At 32.2% G+C, this 4,701-nt stretch carries 5 protein-coding genes; all 5 read left to right on the top strand.

The genetic code is table 11. The annotated features are described in order from the left end of the window. Window positions 1-371, top strand: a 371-nt coding sequence (locus tag KJA13_04270; GenBank protein ID MBZ9578209.1) for an NAD-dependent epimerase/dehydratase family protein, incomplete at its 5' end; no start/stop codon positions are given. A 95-nt stretch (window positions 372-466) separates the two neighbouring features. After that, entirely contained in the window at window positions 467-1,630 is a 1,164-nt protein-coding gene (locus tag KJA13_04265; protein MBZ9578208.1) for a glycosyltransferase family 4 protein, read from the top strand. A gap of 19 nt (window positions 1,631-1,649) precedes the next feature. After that, entirely contained in the window at window positions 1,650-2,372 is a 723-nt protein-coding gene (locus tag KJA13_04260) for a methyltransferase domain-containing protein (protein MBZ9578207.1), read from the top strand. Window positions 2,373-2,401: 29 nt separating this feature from the next. Further along, the gene (locus tag KJA13_04255; protein MBZ9578206.1) at window positions 2,402-3,079 is read left to right on the top strand and encodes a class I SAM-dependent methyltransferase; all 678 of its coding nucleotides are present in this window, start codon (window positions 2,402-2,404) and stop codon (window positions 3,077-3,079) included. 113 nt (window positions 3,080-3,192) lie between these two features. Next, window positions 3,193-4,701, top strand: a 1,509-nt coding sequence (locus KJA13_04250; GenBank protein ID MBZ9578205.1) for a hypothetical protein, incomplete at its 3' end; no start/stop codon positions are given.

The raw sequence follows: 4,701 nt of genomic DNA, 5'->3' as shown, positions 1-4,701 counted from the left end.
TAAAAAAAGTTATGGATGGCAACAATCCGATAATAGTTTGGGGAAGCGGAAATCAAAGTAGATCTTTTCTCCATGTAAGAGATTTTGCAGCTGGCGTTTTATTGGTGACTGAGAAATATGCACAGGCCGACCCTGTAAATATTGGACATGGTAAGGAAATAAAAATGAAAGAGCTATTAAAAATGATTCAAAATCTAGCAGGCATCCATAATGAAGTATTTTATGATATATCAAAGCCCGAAGGATATCCTCGAAGAGCTGCTGATATATCAAAGCTAAAAAGAGTAACAGGGGGCTTTGTTCCTTCTACTCCTTTAGAATATGGTATATCAGAAATGATTGAAGAATATAAGTCATCTATAAATATTTAGAATTGCAGCTTATGAAATATCCTGTGTGGAGTTTATTCTTGCTGCTAGGTAAAAGAAAACTGCTTCCCATTTAAGTAATTAAGAATTTTAACAATATGATGGAAAATCTTAATTTTGCTATCGTGAAGCATACTTTTACGCCTTCTGGAGGTGCCGAGCAAGAGTTACTTAAATATTTGATAAATAAAAAAGTAAAAAGAGTAGTCTATATCAGCCACCCCTTCTCCAATGCTAATCCGGATGTTCCCCTAAATACCGTTGTTTCGCGATATGAAAAAGGAGAATTTATTGAGAAAATTAAAGCCCCTTTGATTAAGGGGCCTAATTTTGTTTTCTATATTAAGGATGTTATCTTTACTATTTATTATATTTATAAGCAGAAATTTAAATTTGATGTATATATCGGAGTTGATAATTTAAATGCTTTTAGTGGTTTGATCTTAAGAAAGTTAGGATTAGTTAAAAAAGTCATATTTTACGTAATCGATTATGTGCCTCAAAGGTTTAGCAACAAGCTTTTAAATAAAGTTTATCACTGGATTGATAAGATTTGCTGTTATCATTGCGATCAAATCTGGAATGTTTCTCCAATCATGGCAGATGCAAGAGAAAAAGCCGGTGTTTTAAAAGACAAAAGCGCCCCCCAATCTGTTGTTCCTTTAGGATGTAATTTCAAAGATATTAAAAGGCTACCATTGGATAAAATTAATCGTTATGATATCGCCTATATGGGGCAATTAAATGAAGAACAGGGGATTCAATTAATGATCGAAGCACTTCCTGATATCAAAAGAAAATTTCCCGATGCTAAATTAATTATAATAGGCACTGGTAAGTTGGAAAAAGAATTGAAAATTAGAGCTGAAGAATTAAAATTAGCCAATTCCATTTATTTTAAGGGCTTTATAAAGGATGACAGAAAGATGGAAGAGATTTTAGCAAGCTGCGCTATCGGTGTCGCGCCTTATCCACCTCTTGAGCATGGTTGCAAGCAGTTTTGCGATCCCGGAAAGATAAAGATTTATATGGCATGCGGACTTCCAGTAATAATAACTAATGTACCAAATGTCGCTAAAGATATTAAGGAGAAGGCAGCAGGAATTGTTATAGACTACAATAAGATTCAACTAATTGATGCAGTGGCAAAACTATTTATAGATGATGAGAATTATAAAAGAAGCCGAAAAAATGCGATATCTTTCGCTTCCTATTTTGATTGGAACTATATCTTCAACTTTGCACTAAGTTCTTCAAGATAAATTAAAGGATTATAATTTAGTGATATTTAAAGATTGGTTACAATCGCTTGTTATTAATGCTTCCTCCAAATGTATTAAAGATATTCTCGAATTTATAGATTTTAATCCCAATGCAAAAATTTTGGATTTAGGGTGCGATACTGGTGATTTAACAAAGCTCGTTGCTGAAAGAGCATCAACAAAGAATATTTTTGGAATAGACATAATAAAAGATAGATACAAAAAAGCTAAAGAAGCGGGTATAAAGATTATAGAATCGAATTTAGATTATAATTTTCCATTTGTAGATTCAATTTTTGACATCTTAATTAGCAATCAAGTGATAGAACATATCCATAATTTAGATAATTTTATGTGTGAGAGCTTTAGGATCTTGCGCAAAGGAGGATATTTCATTTGCTCCACAGAAAATTTATCCAGTTGGCATAATATTTTTGCTTTATTTTTAGGATTTCAACCATTTTCTATTACAAATATAAGCGTAAAGGGTGTTATTGGAAATCCACTTGCTTTACATCAAAGCTCCCAAAAAGGGAAAGAAATGCGAAAAATAAAGGTCTTTCAACATACTAGGGTTTTGGGATATCAAGGATTAAAAGATATATTTGAAAAACATGGTTTTAAAGTGCAAGCTTCTAAAGCCTCGGGATATTATCCTATGCCAAATTATCTTGCAAAATTATTGTCATCAATTGATCAGCGTCATGCTGCTTTTATAACAATAAAAGCACAGAAAATATGATTTCAGAAAGTAAGAGTAAAGAATAAATTATGGAATCCATGATACAGCAAATAGAAAAGCAGTTAGAAAGCAATATCTATCATCAGCTATGCCGCAAAGATATAGCGAAGGTAGTAGCCAGTATTAAAAATAGGAAAGGTAAGATATTGGAGATTGGCTGCGGAAGCGGGGAGATTGCTAAAAAATATATCCGCCCTTATTGTGAGTTCCTTATTGCTACCGACATAGTAAAGCGTTTTGAAGGGAGCAAAATAGCAGATGACATTCCATTTCAAATTGAAGATGCCTTGCATTTATCGTTTGATGATAAAACATTTGATGGGGTCATCTCCCGAGATGTTATTGAACATGTTATGGATGATGAACTTTTTATCGCTGAAAGCTTAAGAGTATTAAAAAAAGGAGGCGTTCTGTTTTTCACAACGCCAAATCGTTTCCGTTTAACAGCAATTATTAGGTATCTTTGTGGCAGACCCATTAGATTCCCTCATAGTTATGGTTCAGGTCCTGGCTTGGGGGAAGTGGTGCATATTAGAGAATATAGTTTAGGGGATTTAAGGCGATTGCTAAAAAAGTTTAATGTAAAATCAATAGAAATATATGGTGTCTATCTGGGGATACCTCATTGTAACATTGGATTAGCAAGATTTCCTAAATTTTTATCCAGATTTGCTTATAGTTGGCATTTCACTATGGTTAAAAGATGATTATTGCCGGCTTGAAAAGCGACAACATAGTGCTCTGTTGCAGAATATTTTTAATAAAATAAGATTCTTAAAAAGAAACCAAAAATATAAATTTAAATGGTAATTGCTAACTAATGGAAAAGCGATTACATATTGACAAATTCAAGATTCTTGTTCTTGCAATATTATTATTTTTATCTTTTTTATATACAAGGAATTTATTATTTCGTCCTGGAACATTAGCCGGTTTAGATTGGTCAATTTCCCCAGAACCCGCTCAAATGATTCAGTCCTTTAAGGAAGCACTGTATACCTGGAGATATTATGGTATTTTTACCGGCTTCAACGCAAACCCATTATGGCTATCGGGAATCCATCAAACAACAATTAATGCTATATTTGGATATTTGGGAGTCAGTGGAGCAATATATTCAAAATTATCAGTATTTGCAATTCTTTTTATAGCAGGCTTGTCAGCTTATCTTTTATTTATAAAATTTAATGTTAGTAAACTCTCGGCGATTTTTGGTGCTGTAATTTATATGTCTTCCCCTTTATTATTTAATTGGATAAACATGGTAGGGAGTTATGCTCATACTTCCTGCTATGCTTTTCTACCTCTGTCATTTTTTCTTTTCTTAAAAGCTCTGGAAAGCCACCATTGGCAAGTTTACGCTATTCTTACTACTTTTTCTATGATTCATACATCACCTGTTTTTGGCTTTGCCCTCTCTATGATGATTATTATCCCTTATTCATTTATGTTAATTCTATTTAATAATGATAGAAAAGATAAAATTAAAAAGGTTTGCCGCTCTCTTTTGTTAATATTTATATTATTCTTTTTGCTTGAGTCTTTCTGGCTTATTCCTGCAATTCTTTATGGCTCTGAGGAACTGGCTGCTATAAGGCCTCAAGAGTGGGGAGGATTAAAATATAAAATTGTAAATTCTTTAAGGCTTTGGGGATTTTATCTTTTTGAATATGAATTTATTTCTTTAAATTCTATTTTCAAAGGTTTTCCCTCTTTTTTCTTGCCTATATTGGCATTTAGTTCCATCTTATTTTATACAAGTGAGCAGAAGAAAAATATTTTATTTTTCTCTATTTATTCAATATGTATAATATTCTTTGCAAGCAGTTCCTTCTCTATATATCTTATAAGAAAAAATATATTATTTCTTGGAATATTTCGCGATATATCTAAAATTTTAATTACATTGTCTCTTTGCCTTGCATTGTTATCGGCTTTTGCTTTAAATGAAATTCATAAAAGAACGAAAAGACCTAGTAGAAAAAATATCCTGGCAAAAATTATATTGCTGATAATTTTAACTATGTATATATTTCCTTACTTATCAGGAAACTTCGGTGGCAGGATGATAAGTTCCAATGTTTTTCCTAAGGACTATAATGAAATAAACAATTGGTTACAAAAGCAGTCTGAAGATTTTAAAGTTTTATGGATCCCGACTGGTGCTGTGTATCTTCGTTCCAAAGAAGTTGGCAAGGATGCACATGTTGCTGATTTTTTCGGAATTTATTCCCCAAAGCCAGGAGTAATTGGAGAAATAGTTTATCGCTACAAGCTTATTCCAGAATATTGGGTATCAAACTATTTTTATGATAACAATTTAAACAAT

It is taken from the genome of Patescibacteria group bacterium, assembly GCA_020148045.1.
Taxonomy (GTDB): domain Bacteria; phylum Patescibacteriota; class Minisyncoccia; order Minisyncoccales; family GWA2-38-27; genus JAHCRG01.
The sequence above is the reverse complement of the archived record's forward strand: the minus strand, read 5'-3'. Positions and strand labels throughout refer to the sequence as shown.